15 protein-coding genes and 1 tRNA gene are annotated in these 22161 nt (G+C 66.3%); 11 read left to right on the top strand and 5 right to left on the bottom strand.

The features are described 5' to 3' along the window. Nucleotides 1-169 precede the first annotated feature (169 nt). From ACPDIX_RS10960 to ACPDIX_RS10950, 3 genes are all read left to right on the top strand, one after another. Nucleotides 170-1228, top strand: a complete 1059-nt coding sequence (locus tag ACPDIX_RS10960; protein WP_423431836.1) for a uracil-DNA glycosylase family protein — start codon at nt 170-172, stop codon at nt 1226-1228. A 149-nt stretch (nt 1229-1377) separates the two neighbouring features. After that, nucleotides 1378-2217 (top strand): FecR domain-containing protein, encoded by an 840-nt coding sequence (locus ACPDIX_RS10955; protein WP_423431835.1) that lies wholly within the window; start codon nt 1378-1380, stop codon nt 2215-2217. Between the two features lie 110 nt (nt 2218-2327). Further along, nucleotides 2328-4700: a CHASE2 domain-containing protein gene (locus tag ACPDIX_RS10950; protein WP_423431834.1), complete on the top strand. Its 2373-nt coding sequence runs from the start codon at nt 2328-2330 to the stop codon at nt 4698-4700. Between the two features lie 61 nt (nt 4701-4761). On the opposite strand, the gene ACPDIX_RS10945 is transcribed toward ACPDIX_RS10950, so the two are convergent. After that, nucleotides 4762-5448: a UDP-N-acetylglucosamine diphosphorylase gene (locus ACPDIX_RS10945; RefSeq protein WP_423431833.1), complete on the bottom strand. Its 687-nt coding sequence runs from the start codon at nt 5446-5448 to the stop codon at nt 4762-4764. Nucleotides 5449-5599: 151 nt separating this feature from the next. Between ACPDIX_RS10945 and ACPDIX_RS10940 the strand changes: the two genes are divergently transcribed. The 3 genes from ACPDIX_RS10940 (at nt 5600) to ACPDIX_RS10930 (ending at nt 12448) form a co-directional block, all read left to right on the top strand. Beyond that, nucleotides 5600-7123 carry a complex I subunit 4 family protein gene (locus ACPDIX_RS10940; RefSeq protein ID WP_423431832.1) on the top strand — a complete coding sequence of 508 codons (1524 nt, stop codon included), beginning with the start codon at nt 5600-5602 and terminating at the stop codon, nt 7121-7123. Nucleotides 7124-7147: 24 nt separating this feature from the next. Further along, a complete protein-coding gene (locus tag ACPDIX_RS10935; RefSeq protein ID WP_423431831.1) occupies nt 7148-8668 on the top strand; it encodes an NADH-quinone oxidoreductase subunit N in 1521 nt (506 codons plus the stop codon). 204 nt (nt 8669-8872) lie between these two features. Further along, a complete protein-coding gene (locus ACPDIX_RS10930; protein WP_423431830.1) occupies nt 8873-12448 on the top strand; it encodes a reprolysin-like metallopeptidase in 3576 nt (1191 codons plus the stop codon). A 101-nt stretch (nt 12449-12549) separates the two neighbouring features. Here ACPDIX_RS10930 and ACPDIX_RS10925 read toward each other — a convergent pair whose 3' ends face one another. From ACPDIX_RS10925 to ACPDIX_RS10910, 4 genes are all read right to left on the bottom strand, one after another. Continuing rightward, nucleotides 12550-13032 carry a zinc ribbon domain-containing protein gene (locus ACPDIX_RS10925; RefSeq protein WP_423431829.1) on the bottom strand — a complete coding sequence of 161 codons (483 nt, stop codon included), beginning with the start codon at nt 13030-13032 and terminating at the stop codon, nt 12550-12552. Between the two features lie 85 nt (nt 13033-13117). Continuing rightward, nucleotides 13118-13522 carry a DUF721 domain-containing protein gene (locus ACPDIX_RS10920; protein WP_423431828.1) on the bottom strand — a complete coding sequence of 135 codons (405 nt, stop codon included), beginning with the start codon at nt 13520-13522 and terminating at the stop codon, nt 13118-13120. Between the two features lie 25 nt (nt 13523-13547). Then, nucleotides 13548-15614 carry a beta-galactosidase gene (locus ACPDIX_RS10915; protein ID WP_423431827.1) on the bottom strand — a complete coding sequence of 689 codons (2067 nt, stop codon included), beginning with the start codon at nt 15612-15614 and terminating at the stop codon, nt 13548-13550. Between the two features lie 342 nt (nt 15615-15956). Continuing rightward, a tRNA-Val gene (locus tag ACPDIX_RS10910) sits at nt 15957-16032 on the bottom strand. 405 nt (nt 16033-16437) lie between these two features. Between ACPDIX_RS10910 and ACPDIX_RS10905 the strand changes: the two genes are divergently transcribed. The 5 genes from ACPDIX_RS10905 to ACPDIX_RS10885 are packed head-to-tail and all read left to right on the top strand — an operon-like array spanning nt 16438 to nt 22161. Further along, nucleotides 16438-19005 carry a heavy metal translocating P-type ATPase gene (locus ACPDIX_RS10905; protein WP_423431826.1) on the top strand — a complete coding sequence of 856 codons (2568 nt, stop codon included), beginning with the start codon at nt 16438-16440 and terminating at the stop codon, nt 19003-19005. Beyond that, nucleotides 19002-19214: a cbb3-type cytochrome oxidase assembly protein CcoS gene (gene ccoS / locus ACPDIX_RS10900; RefSeq protein ID WP_423431825.1), complete on the top strand. Its 213-nt coding sequence runs from the start codon at nt 19002-19004 to the stop codon at nt 19212-19214. The genes ACPDIX_RS10905 and ccoS overlap by 4 nt, the downstream gene beginning before the upstream one ends. Then, nucleotides 19201-21372, top strand: a complete 2172-nt coding sequence (gene ccoN, locus ACPDIX_RS10895) for a cytochrome-c oxidase, cbb3-type subunit I (RefSeq protein ID WP_423431824.1) — start codon at nt 19201-19203, stop codon at nt 21370-21372. The genes ccoS and ccoN overlap by 14 nt, the downstream gene beginning before the upstream one ends. Nucleotides 21373-21385: 13 nt before the next feature. Further along, on the top strand, nt 21386-21580 hold the full coding sequence (locus ACPDIX_RS10890; protein ID WP_423431823.1) for a cbb3-type cytochrome c oxidase subunit 3: 195 nt from the start codon (nt 21386-21388) through the stop codon (nt 21578-21580). Next, complete coding sequence (locus tag ACPDIX_RS10885) at nt 21577-22161, top strand: cbb3-type cytochrome c oxidase N-terminal domain-containing protein (RefSeq protein WP_423431822.1); 585 nt, start codon at nt 21577-21579, stop codon at nt 22159-22161. The genes ACPDIX_RS10890 and ACPDIX_RS10885 overlap by 4 nt, the downstream gene beginning before the upstream one ends.

Here is a 22161-nt window from a genome sequence, read left to right as displayed (position 1 = left end):
TCCGACCTCAAGATTGCAGGAATCAGTGGTTCAAGAACGCCCCCGGCGCAAGTAAACCACACCGATAGGACCGGATTCGACCGGTGGCAGGATGGCAGGAGTTCGAAGCTGGGAGGTCCGGAATTTGAAGTGCGGGCCGGCGCCCCGCCACGGTAGCATGGTGCCGGTTATGCACAGCGGATGGAGACCGTTGCTGGACGCGTTGATCGGTGAACTGGAATACCGGCGGTCGCTGGGCGTGCGGTTCGTGGCCATCTCGGCGGACGGGCTGGCGGCGTTGAAAGGGCTGGGTCGGATGACGACTTCGAACAGCGGCGCCGGGCGCCGGCATGCATCCGTCCCCAAACGGCCGGCGGGCATTACCGCCCCGGAAACCGGGCAGGCCGAACGGCCCCCGCTGGCGCCGCGGGACCGTCCCTCTGGGGCGCCTGCCGCCCCTGCGGACCGCATCCAACAGGTTCCGGCATCCGATGCCGCGCGTGGGGCGGGTGCCCCGGCGGATGGCCCGCCGGGTTCGACCCCGGCAACTGGAGCAGCGGCGCTCCCCGGATTGTTCGCCGGCGATTCCCGCCCGGTGCTCGATCGGCAGGCGCGCCTGGATGCGTTCGAGGAGCTGCGACGCCGCGTTCTCCAGTGCACTCGTTGCCCGCACCTGGTTGCGTCGCGGAAAAACGTGGTCTTCGGCGTCGGGACGCCGGAGGCGGAACTGGTGTTCGTGGGCGAGGCGCCGGGAGTGGAAGAAGACGAGCAGGGTGAACCCTTCGTGGGGCCGGCGGGCCAATTGCTCACCAGGATCATCCATGCCATGGGGTTCACCCGCGATCAGGTGTACATCGCCAACATCCTCAAGTGCCGGCCGGATACACCCGGTCGGACCAGTGGCAACCGCAAACCCACACCCACGGAGATGGCGACGTGCTTTCCCTACCTGCGCGAGCAGCTTCTTTTGATCCGGCCGAAGGTGATCGTGGCCCTGGGCGCCACTGCGGTGGAAGGGTTGCTCGGCAAACCGCCGGTCGGAATCACCCGCCTGCGCGGCCAGTGGCAGGAGTGGGAGGGGATCCCGGTCATGCCCACCTATCATCCGGCTTACCTGCTGCGGAACCAGTCCCTGGCGGAAAAGCGCAAGGTTTGGGAGGACATGTTGAAGGTGTTGGAGCGGCTCGGACGGCCCATTACCGACCGGCAGCGGAACTACTTCACCCGGACCGGGAACGACCGGGGTTGACCGATCGGCACCGGCCGGGCCCCGTTGCGGGGACCCATGCGCCCGGAGTTTTTCCTCTTCCAACGGCAAAATATCCTGTTGACATCCGGTCCTTTAGGCCTAAACTGGCCGCGACTGACAGACGACCAGCAGCACTGCTTGGAGAGCTTATGAAAACGACAGCCACGTGGTTGAAAGGTTTCCTCGTCGCCGCAACGGTTTTGGCCTTCTGCTCCGCCGCCCTGGCCGAGACCAAGAACCTCACTGCCAAGGTCACGCGCATCAAGGGCGCCGCGCGTTACTCGACTGACGGCACCACCTGGAAGACCCTCCGGGTGGGCCAGGCCCTCCCGGCCGGGACGGTGATCCAGACCGCCGCCAACTCCATGGTGGACCTGGTGCTTGGTCCCGAGGACACCATCCGGCTTGCCCCGCAGGTGACGGAGAATCTCACCGTCCTGCCGCCGGCTGAGGTGATCTTCCAGCCGATCACCGGTCCCGACACGGTTCGGCTGTATTCGGACACCACGCTGGCGATTGACCGGTTGACCTCCACGACCACCGGGATTGACGAGGTTCGCGAGACGATGCTGGACCTGCGCGCCGGTGCGATCTTCGGCAAGGTCAAACGCATGAGCGCCGCCTCGCGTTATGAGGTGAAGATTCCCAACGGCGTGGCCGGTATCCGCGGGACCGTTTACCACATCAACGCGCAGGGCGTGGTCAGCGTGCTGGTCGGCACGGTGGTTCTGTCCGTTGTGGGACAGGACGGCCGGGTGATCACCCAGGTCATCAACGCCGGCTATCAGTACGATGTCCGCACCGGTCAGTTGACGCCCTTGCCGGATTCGCTGACGCAGGAAATGGCCTCGGCCATGCAGACCGTGGGCACCGGCGAGATGGCGCCTCCGACGGTCTACACGCAGGATCAGACCACGATCTACGTTTCGCCCACCACGGGCACCGCGGCTCCGGCCGGCAGCGGTTCGGGTAGCGGCGGCGGCGTCTGACAGTTTTCGTGGCTGAGTCAAAGCCTCTCCACCGAGGGCCAGGGCAACGGGCGTTGCCCTGGCCTTCGCGCTTGGAGCCCGTGGCGTTCGCGCGCAGACATGGGGTGCCGTTGGCGCTGACAGTCCTGGTGTCGGGGCTGTGTGCGCTGCCCATGCTCCTTTCGTGGGGGCCGGCCGAGCGGGTCGAGGCAATCACCTACGACTGGCGGGTACGCCTGGCGGCGGCGCGGCATCCGGTGGCGGCGACGAACCTGGGGTTCGTGGACATCAACGACGAGAGCATCCGGCTGCTCAAGACCGGCGCTCTCGACGCGCGATTCCGGTACGGACTCTACTGGCCGCGCCACGTGTACGGCCGGGTGCTGCGGGAATTGCACGCGCAGGGGGCGCGGGCGGTGGCGTTCGACATCCTGTTTGCCGAGCCGCGGGAGGACCACGCGCCGGTGAGTCTGCCCGCGGCAGAGGTGTCGGCCGACGCCGAGTTTTGGTCGCGCCTGTCGAAAAACCTGCAACCCTCCATCTTCCGGGACGGGACGCGGACGATGGCCCTGGCGGACTCGGACGCCTTTTTCGCCTGGCAGTTGCATCGGACGGGCATCGGTATTCTGGCGGCGGACCGGGGCGTGATGCCGTTCGACCTCCTGGCCACGAATGCGGCGGCGGTGGCGGACATCTCCGCGCACAAGGACATGGACGGTGTGTTGCGAAGGGTGCGCGCCTTCACGGTCTACCGGCTGTGGCATCCGTTGTTCCAAAAGGCGGCGGATGAATACGGGGTGGACCTGCAGCGGGCCCGGGTGGAGCGGGATCGGATCCTGCTGACCCTCCCGGATGGGACGGACCTGCCGCCGATCGAGTTGGATCAGCAGGGACGATTTGCCGTGCGCGATCTGGTGGGCGACACCACGCCGCCGGGATGGCCCGAACGTGCGCGACCTTTCGAGGAACGGCGTGTCTGGCACATGGGGATCGTTTTGGCCGCCCGGGCACTGGGGTTGGATCTGGACCAGGCGGAGGTGGACCTGGAGCACGGGCGGATTGTCCTGCGCGGCCCGGGTGTGGAACGGACGATCCCCGTGGATCGTGACGGCTTTTTCTACATTGACTGGACGATTCTTCCGAATCACCCGGCTTTGGTGGCGCGAAACTTCGTCGAGTTGCTGGCCGAGGACCTGCAACGGGAAGCCGGCCGGCCGGTGGATGCACCCCCGATCTGGAAGGATCGCCTGGTGGTGATCGGTTCCACCGCCACCGGCAATGATCTGACCGACCTGGGGGCGACCCCGCTGGCACGGGAAACGTTCCTGTTGAGCAAACACTGGAACGTGGCGAACTCGATCCTCACCGGCCGTTTCGTCCGCCGGAGCGGTCCGTGGGGACAGGTGGCCTGTCTGCTGCTGCTGGGAACGGCCGCGGCGGCCCTGACGTTGAAGGTGCGACCGCCGTGGTTGTTCGTCGGGCTGGTGCTGACGGGCCTGGCGTATGCGGCCGGAGCGGTTTGGCTGTATGACCGGCACCGGCTCTGGATTCCCATGGTGATGCCCCTGGTGGGAGGACTGGGCTTGACTCATGCGGCCCTGATGGCCTGGCAGGTCCTTTTCGAACAACGCGAACGGCGCCGGATCCGATCCGTGTTCAGCCGGATCGTCTCTCCGAACGTGGTCCAGGAACTTTTGCAGGCACCTTCGCTTTCTCTGGGCGGGCAGCGGCGGGAAGTGACGGTCTTTTTTGCGGACATTCGCGGGTTTACCGAGCTGACCGACCGCGTGCACGAGGAGGCGGAGGACCTGGTCCGGCGCCATGGTTGGTCGGGGCCGCAGGCCGAGGCCTGTCACGACGCCTACGCGCGGGCGACGTTGAGCACGGTCAACGAGTACCTGGCGTGCGTGGCGGAGGTGATCAAGCGTCACGACGGCACGCTCGACAAGTACATTGGCGATTGCGTGATGGCTTTCTGGGGAGCGCCGACGGCTCGGGCCGATCACGCGGCGGCGTGTGTCCGCGCGGCGATCGAGGCCCAACGGGCGGTGCGGTCGCTCAACGAGCGCCGGGCGACCTTCAATCGGATGCGCGCGCGCGAGAACGAGCAACGCCGTTCCGAAGGGCTGCCCCCGCTGCCCTTGCAACCGCTGCTTTATCTGGGCACCGGGATTCACACGGGCATGGTGACCGTCGGATTGATGGGGTCGGACCGGCACCTGCTGAACTACACCGTGTTCGGGCGGGACGTGAACCTGGCCAGCCGGTTGGAGAACATTTCAGGGCGGAGCCGGATTCTGATCACGCGGACCACGCACGAGCATCTGCTGCGGTTTGCGCCGGAGCTGGCCGAACGATGCCGGCCACTGGAGCCGGTGGTCCTGCGCGGGATTCGGGAACCGGTTCCGGTGTTCGAAGTGATGTGGGACGACGGGCCGGTCCGACCGGGACCGGGTGAGGCGGTCGGCGGGGAGTCGGACACGGGCATCCGAGGCCCCTCATGAACCGGATCCGGCCCCCCGCGGCACGCGGATGAGCCCGGGGGCGCGGACGTTCGCGCCCCTCTCAGGCCGATTCGGGCCGCCGCTCCACGATCTCCACGGCCGCGCGGTTCTTCGCAATCCGGTCGGCCGGCAGGTAGCCCCGCCAGTTGACGCCGGGATAAACGACCGCCCGCCGGCCGATGATGCTGCCGGGATTGAGGACCGCCTGGCAGCCGATTTCGGCGTAATCGCCGAGCAATGCCCCGAGTTTGCGCAGACCCGTGTCCAGGCGCCGGCCGTTCCATTCCACGGTGATGCTGCCGGGCAGGGACCGGAAGTTGGAGAGGATGACCCCGGCGCCCAGGTGGACGCGGTGCCCGAGGATGGAATCGCCCACGTAATTGAAGTGCGGCACCTGGGCGCCGTTGAAGAGGATGCTGTTCTTGATCTCGCAGGCGTTGCCCACCAAGCAGTTGTCTCCCACCAGCACGTGTTCGCGGATGTAGGCGTTGTGACGGATCCGGCAGTTCCGGCCGATGATGGCCGGGCCTTTGATCATCACGCCGTCCTCGACCACCGTGCCCTCGCCGATGAACACCTTGTCGCCGATGTAGGCCACGCCGTCACAGCGGTTTTTCAGTTCCGGTCGGACGGTGGCCTCGATGTACGCGGCCAGTTTGCGCAGTGGCTCCCAGGGATGTTCGACGTCTTCGAACAGGACGGCGTGATCGGTCTGGCTCAGATCGAACAGGTCACCGATGGTCAGCATGCGGTCAAGGTAGAGGGCGGGACCGGCACCGCAACCGTGAAGTGGCGCGCGCGGCAGGAACACGATTGTCCCGGAGACGGCGGCCCGGTAAAGTCGGACGCGACCGGTTTGGTGGTGGCTGCGGGAAGGGTTCGTCTGCGGGAACCGAAAGATGCTGGACTGGACAATCTACGTTTCGTTTTTGGGTGCCCTGGTCGTGGGACTCTGGCCGGGTCGGGCAACGGCGCCGGTGCGCTGGGTTGCTCTGGGGACGGCCCTCGCGGGCGCGGTGCTGGCCGGGCTGGGTTGGTGGGAGATCAGCCGGACCGGGGGCGCCGGGCAGACCTTGGTGAATGCGGCCTGGGTGCCGGAGTTGGGCATCCGTTACCATCTGGCAGCAGACGGTCTGAGCGCGGCTCTGGCGCTGCTGACCGGTGTCGCCGCCGTGGCCGGGGTGTTGTTCTCCTGGAACATCGAGCACCGGGTCCGCGAGTTCTTTGCGTTGTTCCTGTGGTTGGTGGGGGCGGTTTACGGGGTGTTTCTGAGCTTCGATCTTTTTTTGTTCTTCGTGTTTTACGAGCTGGCAATCGTCCCGAAGTACTTCCTGATTGCCATCTGGGGTTCGACCCGGCGCGAGTACGGCGCCATGAAGCTGGTCCTGTACTCGTTCGTGGGCAGTGCCATGGTGCTTGTGGCGTTGTTGGCGGCCTACGTGATGGCCGGGGCACAATCGTTCGCCTGGTCGGACCTGGTCGGCGCCGCATTGCCGCGCGGCTTTCAAATGTGGGCCTTCCCCGTGATGTTCACCGGGTTTGCCATCCTGGCCGGTTTGTGGCCGTGGCATACCTGGGCGCCGACGGGTCACGTGGCCGCTCCCACGGCGGCGTCCATGTTGCTGGCGGGCGTGGTGATGAAGCTCGGTGCGTACGGGTGCCTGAGGGTGGCGATGCCGTTGTTTCCGGAGGGATTGCGTCCCTGGCGGGTGGAATGGTGCGGACTGGGCTCGTGGCCGGAGCTGTTCGCCCTGCTGTCGGTGGTGGGGATCGTCTGGGGCGCGTTGGTCGCGCTGGCACAGCGGGATTTCAAGTTTGTCATCGGTTACTCCAGCGTGAGTCACATGGGCTTTGTGCTCCTGGGGTTGATGACCATCACGGTGCCGGGATGGCAGGGTGCCGTGTTGCAGATGGTTTCCCATGGGTTGATTGCCGGCCTGTTGTTCGCGGTGGTGGGGCGGATGATTTACGACCGGACGCATACGAGGGATCTGTCCGAGCTGGAACCGATGGGCCTGGGCCGGGCGCTGCCGTTCGCCGCCGGGACCTTTGTGCTGGCGGGCGCGGCATCGGCCGGCATGCCCGGATTCAGCGGTTTCATGGCCGAGGTGCACGTGTTGTTGGGGGCCTGGCAGAGCCGACCGATCCTGGCGGTGGTGACCGGAGTGGGCGTGTTGCTTGGCGCCGCCTACATCTGGCGCGCCATGCAGCGTGCGTTCTTCGGGGTGGCCCCCGCCGGGGAGGAGCCTCGCGCGCCGCGCGAGAGCCTGCCCCCGATGACCTGTGCGGAGCGGATCGGCGCGATCGTGTTGTTGGCCGGGGTGATCCTGCTGGGGTTGTGGCCCGGGCTGGTGTTGGAGACGGTTTCGCCGGTGCTCACGGGTTCGGTCTACGGCCCGTTGCAGCGGGGTGGCTTGTGGTAGGCAACGGCTGAAGGGGGACGGACGATGGAGCTTTCCTCTGAGATGGTGGGTGTGACGTATGGGGAGCTGTTGCGAGCCGCGGCTCCGGAGCTGGTTTTGCTGGCGACGGCGTTGCTGGTTCTGGCCGCGGATCTGGTGGCGCTGCGCGAGGCGTCGCCCCGGGTGCGTTGGTTGGTTACGGGTCTGCTGAGCTGGGTGGGTTGCGGAGCCGCGGCAGCCGTGCTGGTGTCGGGTGCGGGTGAGGAACCGGGTCGCACGGCGATCCTGGGTTTCGCAACGGACGGTCTGGCGGTATGGGTCAAGGGTGTGGTGCTGGTCTTGTCCGCGCTGACGGTGGGGCTGGCCATGGCCGCCACCCGTACGCGGCATGTGGGGGAGTACCTTGCGTTGATCTTGTTGGGCACGGTGGGGTTGATGCTCCTGGCCGGCGCCAGTGACCTGCTCATGGTGTTCCTGGCACTGGAACTGAGCAGCCTGGTGCTGTACGTGTTGACCGGTTTCGAAAAGCAGCGACCCGAGGCGGCGGAGGCCGCGCTCAAGTACTTCCTGGTGGGCAGTGTGGCAGCAGGGTTCACGTTGTACGGAATGAGCCTTGTGTACGGCGTGGCGGGGACCACACAGTTGCAGACCCTGGCCCACGATGCGGTCGGCGCGATGGCGGGGGTGACGTTGTGGGCCGGCCTGGTGCTGATGCTGGGCGGATTGGCGTTCAAGGTGGCGGCGGCGCCGTTTCACCTGTGGGCGCCGGATGCCTACGAGGCCGCGCCCACACCGAGCGCGGCCCTGATCGCGTCCGGGTCCAAGGTGGCAGCCTTTGCCGTCCTGGCGCGGGTGCTGATGACCGGCCTGCCCCAAGGGTCGGGATCGGCTGCGATCGGTTCCTGGGCGCCGGGTTGGACCACGCTGTTGGCCGGGTTGAGCGTGTTGAGCCTTTTTTGGGGGAACCTGGCGGCTCTGGTGCAGTCCAATGTCCGGCGGCTGCTGGCCTACTCGGCCGTGGCCCATGCGGGCTATGGGTTGCTGGGGTTGATTGCACATGAACGGGCCGGGTTGGCAGCGCTGCTGTACTTTGCGGCCACTTACGGTTTGAGTGCCGTCGGGGCGTTCGGTGTGGTGGCGGTGGTGGAGGCCCACTCGGGAGGCCGCGCGCGCGTGTCGGATTTTGCGGGGCTGAGCCGCAGGGCCCCGGGGGTGGCACTGTGCCTGATGGTCTTTTTGCTTTCGCTGGCCGGCATCCCGCCCCTGGCCGGTTTCTTCGGAAAGTTCTACCTCTTCCTGGCGGCGCTGGGCGCCGGGCAACCACTGGGACTGCTCTGGCTGGTGGTGCTGGCCGTGGCCCTGAGCACCGTGTCCCTGTACTATTACCTGATCGTGCTGAAGGAGGCCTGGGTCAAACCGGCCCCTGCGGACGCCGAAGCCGAGAGTTGGCGGCCACCGTGGCAGGTGCGGCTCACTTTGGGGGCGGCGGCGTTGGGGGTGCTGTTGCTGGGGCTGTTTCCGTCGGTGGTGTTGCGAGGTTTGGAATCGGCTCTGGCCTCCTTGTGAGGAGTTGACGAGGTTTCTCGCGGCCGGTTGGGGTTTTTGGGGGTCCGGCCAGGACCCGGGGGCAAGGCACGCATCCGGGGATCTTCGGATCGCATCCCGGCTGCGAATCCCTGCGACAGGATGAAAGAGTGGCGGCACAGAATCGGAGCCCTGCTGGGCCTTTTCACGGCTGCGGTCCCTGCGTGGTCTGCCCTCCCTTTGGCAATGCCGCCGGGTGAACCGGGTCTGCCGTGGGTGCAACGCCCCGAGCAGCCGCTGACCCTTCCCGGAGAAGCGATCCAGCGGGTGCCCGGCTCGGGCACGGTGTGGGAACTGGACGTGGCCGCGTGGGCGGAACGGCTGTCCGGTGTGCCGGTAGAAGGCGATCCGACAGGGGGCAAGGGCCCTGTTTGGGTCTGGCTGCCCCAGCCTGACGGCACGGTGACGCGGGTGTGGTGTTGGGAATCGCCGGTCATGGAACCGGCCTTGCAGGCGAGGTATCCGGACCTCCGCACGTTTCGCATCGCCGGCGTGGACGATCCGACCCTGCGCGGGCGTATCAGTTGGACACCTGCCGGGCTGCACGGGCGCTGGCGGACGGCGGGACGGGGCTGGTGCGTGGTGGAACCCCATCCGTTGGACGCAGCGGGGCTGCACCGGGTCTGCTCCCGGGACGCATGGATCGCCCCGGGGGACTGGCATTGCGAAACGGTGGCGCCGCCGCTGGCAGCCGCCGGGAGGGCGTTCCAACCGGCCACGGCTGGAACGGTCCTGCGGGTATATCGGCTGGCTCTGGCGGCTACGGGCGAATGGACGGCGGCCCACGGCGGCACGGTGAAGTCCGGGCTGGCTGCCATGGTGATCCTCGTGAACCAGCTCAATGCGATTTACGAAACGGAGGTCTCCATCCGCTTCGTGTTGGTGGCGCAGAACGATCGGCTCGTGTACACGGACCCGGCCGGCGACCCTTACACGGGCACCGACGCCTCCGCGCTGCTGGGGGAGAACCAGGCGACCCTGGACGCGGTCATCGGAGACGCCAACTACGATGTGGGCCATGTGCTGAGTCGGGCCAGTGGCGGGCTGGCCAGTCTGGGCGTGGTTTGTCGCAGCGGTCTGAAGGCGCGGGGTCAGACGGGGCTGGGCAACAGCAACGACGCGTTGTTCACCGACTATGTGGCGCACGAGATCGGCCATCAGTTCGGCGCCACCCATACCTTCAACGGAGTGCGGGGCACCTGCGGTTCCAACCGGGACGGTTCCACGGCCTACGAACCCGGCAGCGGCTCGACGCTCATGGGGTACGCGGGCAATTGCGCCGGGGACAACGTCCAGTTTCGAAGCGACCTGTATTTTCACGCCGCCAGCCTGGATCAGATTCTCCAAACGGCAAGCGGTTGGCCGGGGGGCTCGTGCGCGGTGCCGGTGGTCACGGGTAACCGGCCGCCGGAGGTGGACACGCCTCCGGCGGTGATCATTCCGCGCGGAACGCCCTTTGTCCTGACAGCCGCGGGCACGGACCCGGACGGCGATACCGTGACATTCTGTTGGGAACAGATGGACCTGGGCCCGGCAGCCCCGCTCGACTCGGCCGACACTTCCCAGGGCCCGTTGTTCCGTTCCTATCGCCCCACCACGGACCCCGCCCGATTCTTCCCGTCGCTCGACTCCCTGCTCCAGAATCAGACGAGTTTGACGGAAAAACTTCCGGAAACCGGTCGAACCATGCGTTTCCGGGTCACCGCCCGGGACGGCCGCGGCGGCGTCAACGGCGCGGAAACGGTGGTGACCGTGGTGGATGGGGCGGGACCATTCCGCGTCCTGGTACCAAACGGGGGCGAGACCGTCTCCAACAACCTGACCGTAAGGTGGGACGTGGCCGGAACGGATCAGGCGCCTCTGGCAATCACCCATGTGAACATCTGGCTCTCGACGAACAACGGCCGGACGTTCCCGCATCCGCTGGCGTTGCACACGCCCAACGACGGATCCGAAACGGTCGAGTTGCCGGAGCTGCTGACCACCCTGGCGCGGGTCCGTGTGGAGGCTGTGGGGCAGCCCTTTTTCGATGTTTGCGACGGAAGCTTCACCATCCGGCCGAACTTGCCCGCCCCCGTGGTGGACATTTGGGCAGCTCGCGTGGCGGCGGAAAGTTGCCAGCCCACAAACGGCGCGGTGGATCCCGGTGAAACAGTGAGCCTGGCGGTCACCCTGCAGAACCAGTCTCCCACGCCTGCGACGAACCTGGTGGCGACCCTGCTCACAGGTCCCGGTGTGAGCGAGCCGGGACCGCCCCAGGACTATGGGTTTCTGGGAGCCGGCCAATCGGCCACACGCCTCTTCAGCTTCAAGGCTTCGGGACGTTGTGGCGAGATGGTGCAGCTGAGCTGGGCCCTGACGGATGGGGCCCGTTCTTTGGGCACGGTGCAACGGACGATCATGCTGGGTTCGGTCCGGACCCAAACGGTCACCCGCGTGAACCCGGCCGTGCTTCGCATCCCGGCTTCCGGGACGGAAGGACCCGCGTCGGACTTTCCCTTCACACTGGTGGTCAATGGCATGACCGGTCGCCTGGCTCGTGTGCGGGTGATCCTCACCGGGTTGAACCACAGCTTTGCCGGGGACCTGGACGTGTTGTTGGTGGGCCCGCAGGGACCGCCCGTGTGGATCCTGTCGGATGTGGGCAACGGTACCAACGTGAACGCCACGCTGACCTTCGACGATTCGGCCCCGGCAGGGCTGCCCGCTGAGGGGAGCATCCGCACCGGCACCAATCGCCCCACAGCCTACGATCCCGACAGCGACACGGCGTTGACCACCGCGGTTCCGGGCCCGTACAGCACGAACTTGAGCAGTTTGTACGGGCTTGAACCCAATGGAACCTGGCGACTCTACGTCTGGGACGATGCCCCGGCGGATGTGGGAGAACTGAATTTCGGTTGGCGCCTGGAGTTGACCACCACGCAACAGGTCTGCTGCGGCTGGGTGGAACCTCTGCCGCCCCTCCTGGATCCCATCCCCGATCAGGTCACCGACGAGGACCAGCCCCTGCTGGCCGTTCCCCTCACCGTTCAGGATCCTGATACCGACCTGGCAGAGGTTCAGGTGTGGGCGTACGCGGCTGATCCGGCACTGGTGGGACCGACCGGCGCGGTCGTCCGTGGATCCGGATCGGTCCGGTGGCTCGATCTGTACCCCGAGCCGGACGCCTTTGGCGCGACCCGGATTCACGTGGTGGCCACGGACGGCCAGAGCGCCACCACGAACACATTCGAACTCACCGTTCGCCCCGTGAACGATCCGCCGGTCTGGGACGGGCCTGCCGAGTTGTCCGTGCACGCCGGGACGGTGGCTCTTTGGACAAACCGCGCCCACGACGTGGAAACGCCCGGCGACCGACTCCGATACACCTGGGCCGGGGACGTCCCCGATGGACCGTCGCTGGACCCCGAAAACGGGGTGGTGACCTGGCCGACGATGGACGCGGACGCCGGCCGCGCCATTGAAGTGACGATACGGGTGGAGGATGATGCCGTGCCCCCAGCCGCCGCCACCGGCACGGTCCGGGTGGTCATCCGGCCGCGGCCCGCCCTGGAGGCCCGCCTGGAGACGGATCGGGTCCTGACCCTGCAATGGGATGCCATTCCCGGCGAACGCTACCAGATCGAGTTCAAAGACCGACTGGACGCTCCACAATGGACCCCGTGGGGCACCGTCATCGTGGCAGAAACCGACCGGGTCCGCCTCCGGGAAACCGCCCCTGAAGGTTCACGGTTCTACCGGGTACGGGTGGCGCGGTGAAACGGTGGCCGGTAGGTCCCTCTTGTTTGCCGGGCCTTTGATCAGCTCCGCACCGCTGCAGAGAGGGCCGCCAGCCGCGCGGACGGGTGACCCATCCGGCCTTACCCGGCGCTCGATCCGCTCTTGGGCGCAGCCCGGCGCTTTCGAGCGACCTTTTTGTGGGTGCCACCCGGGGCGGGGCCGGCTGATTCGGCCTTTTTCGTGGTGGCTGCGGCCTTCTTGCGGTGTCCGCCTTTGGTGGGTGCGGCCGGCTCGGCTGCGGGTGCCGGTGCCGCCGAGGCAACGCCGATGACCTCCTCCAGGTACAGGTAGCGCCCGCAGGTGTCGCAAAGCTGGATGTCTTCGGCCTTCATCAGCTCGGAGATGACGCCAATGGGCAGACGCATGTGGCAGCCCGAGCACGCCTGCCCGCGCACGGGTACAATCCCTTTCTTGCCCCGCGCCATGAGCCGGTCGTAATGGCCCAGGATCTGCGGCGGGATCTTCGTGCGAAGTTCGGCGATCACCGCCGCGGCGTTCTTTTCGCGAATCTCCTCCAGTTCGAGTCCCTGGAGTCGAACCAGGTTTTGGAGCAACTCTTTCATGCTGTTTACCCCAACGTCCACCGGGATCATGGCCGTCCCGGAGCGTTTGGCCAATCAATTTTTGGCCCCGGGGGCAGCCGCCGGTCTACGCCAGGCGAAAGCTGATCTTGCGGATTTTTTCGGTGCCGAAGACCTGCTGCAGGCGCTGGAGAATCTCCCGGCGCCGAAACGTCACCAGCTCGGCCAACCAGGCATTGCTGTCCACGGCGACGTAGAGCGTCCCGTCTTTCAACCCGGTGGGATGAGCATGCGCGGTCACCTCCGGGTCCATCAACGCCTGCCAGGCCTGCACGATTTCAGCGTCCTGCCGGCGCTGCTCGAGTCGGAGATCGGCCAGGAGCTTCGGCAGCAGCTCGGCCGGCGTGCGGGCCCGGACGTGGAGGGATCTCTCGAGCTCCGTCAGGTCCGTCCGCCGCCACTGGGCAAGGGCCCGTTCGCGCGCACTGGAGGGCGGGGGACCGAGCGGTGGCTGGGGACGCGGCGGGAACATGACCGGTTGCGGCCGGATTCGTTGTTCAGGCCGGCTTCGGCTGGGCGGGACGTTCGTCCAGTACGAGCACCCCGTGCGGCGGCAGGTCGTAACTGCCGGATATGGTGGCCCCGGTGAGGTAGTCGTGCATGGGTTTGAGGAACTGGATGCGCACCTGCTGGCTGTGGTGGTTGAGCAGGAAGTACAACTTCACGTCGTCCTTCTGGCGCAGGCTGACCTCAACGGCCTCCGGCACCTTCAGCAGGGGATGAATGCCGCACAGGTTGCGCAGCCAGTTGACCAGGTCCCCGTAGAACTCCCGGCCGGACAGCGTGCCGATGTAGATGGCCTTCCCCGACCCGTAGTTGTTCAGGGTGATGGCGGGTTTGCCCGCGTAAAAGTCCTTCGTGTAGGTGGCCAGGATCTGGCACCCCTTCGGCTCGATGATGTCGCACCACACGCGCGCACTGTGCAGATGGCTGGTCTGGAAACCGCCCTTGAAACTGAGATGGTTCTCCGCGTCCGGCGGGAGCGCGTCAAACTCCACCACCTCGAGCCCGAACAGGTCCATGAGATCGTGGGGATAGCCGTCGTCGGGAGCGATGTGGTGCTCGTCCACCAGGCCGGTGCAGAAGGTTCCCACCAGGATGCCGCCGGTCTCCACGTAATACTTGAGCACCTGGGCCTCGGCCGCCGAAAGGAGGAACAGCGAGGGCGCGAACACCAGCTTGTACCGGGAGAGATCGTCTCCGGGCCGGGCAAACTCCACGGGGATGTTCCGATCATGCAGGGCGGCGTAGATCAGGGCCAAATGTTCCCGCAAATGAAAATGGCGGTTTGGATGCGTGGGTTCCTCCAGTGCCCAGTCGTTGTCATGGCTGAAGAGGATGGCCACGTCCGCCACCACCCGGGTGCCCTGGATCACCGGCGCCAGAAGCTTCATCTCCTCCCCGAGCTGACAAACCTCCCGGTAAACCCGGTAATCCTTCCGCCGGTGATGGGGCATCACGGCGCCGTGAAACTGTTCCGGCCCGAATCGCGGCTGGCGCCAACGGAAGAACAGAATGGCGTCCGCCCCCCGGCTGATGAGCTGGTAGGTGAACAGCCGCAACACTCCGGGTCGCACCAGGGAATTCAGCTCCTGCCACGTCACGTGCCCCGCCTTGTGCTCCAGAACCCAGAAACCCAGCCCGCCGTCCGGGGTGCGGATGTCGCTCTTCTTCAGCGATCGCAACAGGTCGATTTCAAACGCGGTCTCCGAGGAGCGCGGCCGGAGCACCGCCGCGCTCTGGATCCCCACAAAGTCCAGCACCTCCGCCAGATCGAAATGGTCGAACCGGAACACGGCCGGTTTCAGATTCGTGGTCACCGGCGCGTGCGGTGTGAGCTCCCGCAGGATCTCGGCCTGCATGCGCACGTACTGCACGATCGTGTCACTGCAGAATCGGCGCCAGTCCAGGACCAAACCCGGATTGTGCGGCGCCGGTGCCCGTTGCGGCATGGGCACTTCCTCCCAGTCCGAGACGATCTGGCCCCAGTGCCGCAGACCGAGCGCCTCGTTGAGCTTCTCGATGGTCTCGTACTTGGCCTTCAACCAAAGGTGCCATTCCTCCCGTGACGCCTCGTTGAAGGATTCTTCCGTGTCATGAGCGCCGATGGCGTTGTCAATCTGCCACGCCAGCAGGGCCGGATGATCGCCCAGCTCGCGCGCCATCGCTGTCACGATCTTGCGCGAGTACTCCCAGAACGCGTCGCTGCACAGGCACACCGCCCGGCGCGTGCCCGCGTGCAGGACCTGGCCACCCCTGTCCACCGGCAGGATCTCCGGGTGCTTCCGCGTCAGCCAGAGCGGTGGAGCGGCCGTGGGCGTGGCCAGAATGACCCGGATGCCCGCCTCGTGCATCAGGTCCATCACCCGCCGGAGCCAGCCAAACTCGTACCGGCCCTCCTCAGGTTCCACCAGGCCCCACGTGAATTCGCCCATGCGCACAACGTTGAAGCCGGCGTCCTTCATCAGGGCCACGTCTTCCGCCCAACACGCCTCGGGGTTTTCCGGAGTGCCGCCGTACGGAGGGACCCAGTGCTCGGGGTAGTAATCCACGCCGAAATACATACGCAATCTCCCGCTGGCCCGACGCTGTCACTCTAGCCGGGCAGCCCCACCCGCGCAACGGAAAACGGCCCCGCGGCACATCCGGCAGCCTCGTGCGCCGCGCTACGTCACAAGCGGAGGCCCGCCCGGGGACGCCCCTGACACAGGTCCGGAGGCCGTGACAGCGGAGCCACCCCGGGCAACCGCCCGACCAGATGCGGATATGCCGGCCCGATCGCACCAGGATGAACCCGGCCCGGATCCAAGCCGGCCCTCGCCTCGTGGGGCTGCGAAACGGGAGCATCCATCCCGGCGGAGGCATGCCGGCCACGAACCGTGCCGGCGCTGCGGAGCACACACAAATGGTGGGCGCTGCAGGATTCGAACCTGCGACCACCTCCGTGTAAGGGAGATGCGCTAGCCGCTGCGCCAAGCGCCCACCAGTTCGCCAGCCGCACCTTAGTCCAGCCCGCACCCTTTGACAATCCCTCCGCCGCACGGGGACAGCCCACGGCACGCCCGCCGGAAAAGCCGCCGGTCCCGCCACCGCCGGCAAACGGGCCGGGCGCACGACACGGTTCCCGTTCTCCCTGCACTCATCCATCAGTCCTCACGAGCCCCATCCCCAACGCCGCCCGGGTTCAAACAGCCCCCGAACACGATCCACCTCCCCGCTCCCGCCGCCGGCCCCGCCCCGGCAGGAGCCACCTAACCCAATGCATAAGTAAAACGAATGAAACATTTTGGTTTCTGAAAATCAAATTCTGACTTGCCAAACCGGCGGGTCATTAGGACAATGCGCGCAAAGAAAAGGGCAAGGGGAGAATTTCTGGGGTAGGGGTTCATGGGGTTGCGAGGGGAAGACAACAGGGTTGCCCTGGCGGGTCCGACGGCCTCGGTCAGGCCGGTTGCGGCGGCGGAGCAGCGTGCCTCCGGCTTCTGTGCCCACTGCGGTGCGCCGTGCGGGGCGGGTGCGGTGGAAGACCGCGACCTGCGTTTCTGCTGTGCGGGTTGTCGTTCCGTCTTCCAATTGCTGCATCAGCACGGTCTCGGGCGGTTTTACGAGCTCTCGACCCGGCCGGGTCTGCGGGTGACCGAACCGGCGCAGGCGGCCCGGTTTTCCCACCTGGATGATCCGGTGGTTTTGGAGAAGTTGCTGGATTTTTCCGACGGGCGGATGCATCGGGTGACCCTCCGCGTGCCCGGCATCCACTGTGTGGCCTGCGTCTGGCTGCTGGAGAATCTGTTCCGCCTGCACCGCGGCGTGGGACGTTCCGAGGTGAACTTTGCGCGCCGGGAACTCACCGTCGAATACGCCCCCGACCGACTCCGGCTCAGTGAACTGGCGGCGCTGCTGGCCTCGCTGGGATACGAGCCGGTGTTTCATCTGGGCGATCTGGGTGGCCGCCGCGAGGGCGAAGAGAGGCCGGTGCGACTGTGGATGCAGCTCGGCGTGGCCGGGTTTGCCTTCGGCAACGTCATGATGCTGAGCTTTCCCGGATACCTCGGTCTCGGGGAGGGCTCCAGCCCGGGGATGCGTCTGTTCCTGGGTTGCGTCTCGCTGGCGTTGAGTCTGCCGGCGCTGCTCTACAGCGCGTCAGATTACTGGCGGGCGGCGTGGCGGGCGGTGCAGATACGCTCCGTGACGCTGGACCTGCCCATCGTCTTGGGCATGGCGGCCTTGTTCGGTCAGAGTGTTTGGGAGGTGGCGACCGGGCGTGGTCCCGGTTACCTCGATTCCCTGACCGGTCTGATCTTTTTCCTGTTGTGCGGCCGCTGGTTTCAGAACCGGACGTTTGAGCGGCTGGCCTTCGATGGCGATTACCGGGCGTTTTTCCCGCTTTCCGTCACCCGGGTCACAGGGGAGGGGGGCGAGGAAAGCGTCGCGGTGGGCCGGGTGGGCGTGGGGGATCGGTTGAGGTTGCGGCATGGCGAGATGTTGCCGGCGGACGCGCGGCTGGTGCGGGGCACGGCCGAGATGGATTACAGCTTCGTAACCGGAGAGAGTGAACCTGTGGTGAGGCGGCCGGGGGATCTGCTCCACGCCGGGGGACAGCAGATGGGCGGCCCGATCGAAGTGGAGGTGGTCCGGCCGGTCTCGCAGAGTTATCTCAGTTCGTTGTGGGCCCGGTGGGAACCGGACGGTCGGGAGGTGTCCGATCTGAACACGCTGACCCACCGGTTCAGCCGCTGGTTCGTTGCGGGGGTGGGTGCGGTGGCCCTGGGTACGGCGCTTTTCTGGGGGCTGAAGGCCGGGGTGGCCGCTGCCTGCCTGCATGCCACGGCGGTGTTGATCGTGGCCTGTCCGTGTGCCCTGGCGCTTTCGGCGCCCTTTGCACTGGGGACGGTCCAGCGGTGTTTGGCGCGATGCGGCGTGTTTCTAAAGAAGAGCCAGGTTTTGGAAACCCTGGCAAGGGTGACGACCGTGGTGTTCGACAAGACCGGAACGCTCACCACAGCCGGATCGGATCGCATGCGCTGGTTGGGGGCGCCCCTGGGGGAGGAGGAGCGGCTGGCTGTCCTTGCCGTGGCCGGGGCCTCGACCCATCCATTGGCCCGGCAACTGACCTTGACCTTGCAGCGTGAGCTGGCGGTTCCCGGGTGCGACGGGCCATCCGTTGAGCGGAAAGCCGTTCCGGTGCCCCAGGCGTGGCGGGAGTTCCCGGGCCGGGGCGTGGAGGGCTGGGTCGCTGGAATGGACGTCTCCCTCGGTTCGGCCCGGTGGCTGCGCCAGCGCGGGGTGGTCGTGCCGGAGGGCGCGTTGCGGGCGGCGCATGCGGTTCACGTGGCCGTGCAGGGTCGGTATCGCGGGCGGTTCCAGTTTCAACGGGCGTTGCGCGAGGGGTTGGAGGGTTTGGTGTCCGGATTGCGGGGGCGTTTTCGGCTGGCCCTGTTGAGCGGCGACCAGCCCGGCGAGCGTGCGATCTTCGAGCGGTTGTTCGGAAAGGCGACCCCGTTGTGCTTCTGTCAAAGCCCGGAGAACAAGCAGGCCTTTGTGGAGCAGCTGCGGCGGCGCGGCGAGGTGGTGATGATGGTGGGCGACGGCCTGAACGACGCCGGCGCCCTCCGGGCCAGCGACGTGGGGGTGGCCGTGGTGGAAGACACGGGGACGTTTTGCCCTGCCAGCGATGTCATTCTGGAAGCCCGTCGGGTGGTGCAGCTTCCGGCCCTGCTGCGGCTGGGCCGCCGGGCGGTGCGGGTGGTGTACCTCTGTTTCGGTCTTTCCCTGTTCTACAACGCCGCCGGCCTGACCCTGGCGGTGCAGGGACGATTGTCGCCGTTGGTGGCGGCGGTGCTGATGCCGTTGAGTTCGGTGACGGTGGTCGCTGTGGCGACGGGACTGTCGTGGTGGCTGGCCCGTCGGTGTGGTTGGACCCCGGCGTCGGCCGGGTCGGAGGAGCCGGAGCCATGAGCGTGGTGTTTGGGTTGATCGCACTGAGCCTGCTGGTGGCCGCCGGGTTTCTGGCGGGCTTCATCTGGGCGGTCCGCTCGGGGCAGTTCCGTGACACCACCACGCCGGCCATCCGGATTCTGGCCGAGGACCCGCCGGTGACGCCGCCGGGGGAACGGGATGAGAACCCGAAACAAAATTCGACAGATCCTTCCTATGAACGCGGTTGAAACGTTTCGATATGACAATCGGATCGTCCGCGCCTTTGCCTGGGCGACGGTCTTCTGGGGCTTCGTGGGCATGAGCGTCGGCCTGCTGGCCGCCTGCCAGTTGTTTTGGCCGGAGCTGAACCTGAACCTGCCGTTCACCACCTTCGGCCGGATCCGCCCGTTGCACACGAACGCGGTGATCTTCGCTTTCGTGGGCAACGGCATGTTCACCGGCATCTATTACTCCGTGCAACGGCTGCTCAAGACGCGCATGTACAGCGACGCCCTGAGCTGGTTCAACTTCTGGGGCTGGAACCTGATCATCGTGGCGGCGGCCGTCACGCTGCCCCTCGGTCTGACCACCAGCAAGGAATACGCCGAGCTGGAATGGCCGATTGACGTTGCCATCGCGGTGGTCTGGATCGCCTTCACCGTCAACCTGCTGGGCACCATCCTGCGCCGGCGCGAACGACACATGTACGTGGCCATCTGGTTCTACATCGCCACCGCGGTGACCGTGGCGCTGCTGCATGTGGTGAACTCTCTCGAGCTGCCGGCCGGCTGGTTCAAGAGTTATTCGATCTTCGCCGGTGTGCAGGACGCGCTGGTGCAGTGGTGGTACGGGCACAACGCGGTGGCCTTTTTCCTGACCACGCCCTATCTCGGTCTGATGTACTATTTCCTGCCCAAGGCCGCGGAGCGTCCGGTGTTCAGCTACCGGCTTTCCATCATCCATTTCTGGGCGCTGATTTTCATTTACATCTGGGCCGGTCCCCATCACCTGCTCTACACGGCGCTGCCGGACTGGGTCCAGTCGCTGGGCATGGTCTTCAGCGTCATGCTGGTGGCGCCCAGCTGGGGCGGCATGCTCAACGGTTTGCTCACCCTCCGGGGGGCCTGGGACAAGGTGCGGCAGGATCCCGTTCTGAAATTCCTGGTGGTGGCGGTGACGGCCTACGGCATGGCCACGCTCGAAGGGCCCACCCTGGCCATCAAGAGCGTCAACGCACTCTCGCATTACACGGACTGGACGATCGCCCACGTGCACACCGGCGCCCTGGGATGGAACGGGTTCCTCACGTTCGGCATGTTGTACTGGCTGTTCCCTCGTCTCTACCGCACCCGGCTCTGGTCCACGCGCCTGGCGACCTACCATTTCTGGATCGGCCTGCTTGGCATGATGTTTTACGTCGTACCCATGTACGTGAGCGGGGTGACGGCCGGCCTGATGTGGAAACAGTTCAACGCGGACGGGTTCCTCCAGTACGGCAATTTCCTGGAGACCACCATGCGCCTGCTGCCGATGTACCGGCTGCGGGCCATCGGCGGCACGCTGTACCTGGTCGGCGTGGTCCTGATGATCATCAACCTCTACAAAACGGCGCGCAGCGGGCAGTTCGAGCCGGAGACGGAAGCCCAGGCGCCGGCCCTGCGACCCGCCCCCGCTCCGGCGGCCGCCCGACGCTGGACACACCGCTGGTTGGAGGGCGTGCCGGTGACGTTCACTGTTCTGGCCACGGTGGCGGTGTTGATCGGCGGTTTGGTGGAGATCGTTCCCATGCTCTTGATCTCGTCCAACGTGCCGCACATCGCCAGCGTGCGGCCCTACACACCGTTGGAATTGCTGGGGCGCGACATCTACATCCGGGAGGGCTGTGTGGGCTGTCACTCCCAGATGGTCCGGCCGTTCCGGTCCGAGACCGAGCGGTACGGTGAGTATTCCAAGAGCGGCGAGTTCGTGTTCGATCATCCCTTCCTCTGGGGATCCAAACGCACGGGACCCGACCTCCACCGGGTGGGCGGCAAATACCCGGATGCCTGGCACTACAATCACATGAACGACCCACGCAGCACCTCGCCGGGCTCGATCATGCCGCGGTATCCCTGGTTGCTGACGCAGAAACTGGATACGAGTTCGTTGCCGGCCCGCATCCGCACGCTGCGCCGGCTGGGCGTGCCGTACCCTCCCGGGGCCGAGGACACCGCCGCTGAGGAGGCCATGGCCCAGGCGCGGCAGATCGTCGAGAACCTCAAGGCCGGTTCGGTGGAGGCTGAACCGGACCGGGAGATCATCGCGCTGATTGCCTACCTGCAGCGGTTGGGTCGGGACATCCACCAGCCGGCCGGCGTGCCGGCCACGGCGGCCCGTCTGCCGGCTCCCGCACCGGCGCAACCGTGAACCGGGAGGGTCCATGTTGGAACATTTCGTGCGCAACATCGGCGGCATCGGCATCTATGGCATGGTGTCGTTGCTGTTGTTCTTCGCGGTGTTCGTGGGGGTGCTGATCCGGGTCTGCCGGCTGCGCCGCTCGGACCTGGAGGCCGCGGCGCGGCTTCCCCTGGAGCAAACGGCTGACAAACCTGCCCAAACGGAGGACGAGTCATGAGCGAACCGAAAGAACCCTTGCTGCTGGACCACGAGTACGACGGGATTCGTGAGCTGGACAACCAGCTGCCGCGCTGGTGGGTCTGGCTCTTCAATCTGACCATCGTGTTCTCGGTCCTGTACCTTCTGTACTACCACGTGCTCGGCTGGGGGAACCTCAGTGCGCAAGAGTACGCGGAGGAGATGCGCATCGGCGAGCAGATCAAACAGGCGGCCATGGCCCGCTTCGAGAAAGAGATGGAAACGCTGACGCCCTCGAAGGATCCGGCCGTGCTCGCCCAGGGTCGGGAGCTGTTCCTGAAGCTGTGCGCGCCCTGCCACCGCGCCGACGGCGGTGGCTTGGTGGGACCGAACCTGTGCGACGATTACTGGATCCACGGGCCGGAGTTTCGGGACAACCTGCGCACCATCTACCATGGCGTGCCCGAGAAAGGGATGGTGAGCTGGAAAACGGTGCTGAAACCCCGGGAAATCTACGCGGTGGGCAGTTACATTTACACGTTGCGCGGGAGCAACCCGCCGAACCCCAAACCGCGCGAGGACCAGGCTCCCCAATCCACCGGCCCGAGCATGTACGAGTAA

It is taken from the genome of Limisphaera sp. 4302-co (assembly GCF_049537155.1).
Classification (GTDB): Bacteria; Verrucomicrobiota; Verrucomicrobiia; order Limisphaerales; family Limisphaeraceae; genus Limisphaera.
The sequence above is the reverse complement of the archived record's forward strand: the minus strand, read 5'-3'. Positions and strand labels throughout refer to the sequence as shown.